The sequence below is a fragment of the Mesorhizobium sp. M7A.F.Ca.US.006.04.2.1 genome, from assembly GCF_004022915.1.
Taxonomy (GTDB): domain Bacteria; phylum Pseudomonadota; class Alphaproteobacteria; order Rhizobiales; family Rhizobiaceae; genus Mesorhizobium; species Mesorhizobium ciceri.
Window position 1 is genome coordinate 1 of the sequence record NZ_RZQA01001638.1, and the last position, 469, is coordinate 469.

The window sequence follows — 469 nt, forward strand, 5'->3', positions numbered from 1 at the left end:
TTTCTGGCCTTTCAACCGCGCTGCATGCGGCGGGGAAAGGACTTTCCGTCGCCGTTCTCGAAGCCGAGTTCATCGCCTGGGGTGCGACCGGCAGGAATGCGGGCTTCGTCGTGCCGAACTTCGCCAAGATGGACCCGGTCGACATACTGGCCCATCTCGGGCCGTCGCGCGGCGAAAGGCTGATCGATTTCGCCGCCGGCAGCGCCGACCTGGTTTTCCGCCTGATCCGGCAGCACGGCATCGACGGCGACGCCGTGCAGAACGGATGGGTCCAGCCGGCGCATTCGCCTGCGGCCTTCGAGAAGGTCAAGTCACGCGCCGGGCAATGGGCACAGCGTGGCCGGCCTGCGGTCACATTGGATCGGCAGGAAATCGAAGCAATGACAGGCGTGCCAGGCTATGTCGGCGGCTGGATGGACCGTTCCGGCGGCGTGCTCAATCCGGTCGCCTATGCGGGCGGATTGGCCGA

At 66.1% G+C, this 469-nt stretch carries 1 protein-coding gene; it reads left to right on the plus strand.

What is annotated here, in order from left to right; genetic code table 11:
* Window positions 1–469: FAD-dependent oxidoreductase (locus EN925_RS39165; protein ID WP_164894854.1), on the plus strand; the 469-nt coding region annotated here is incomplete at both ends.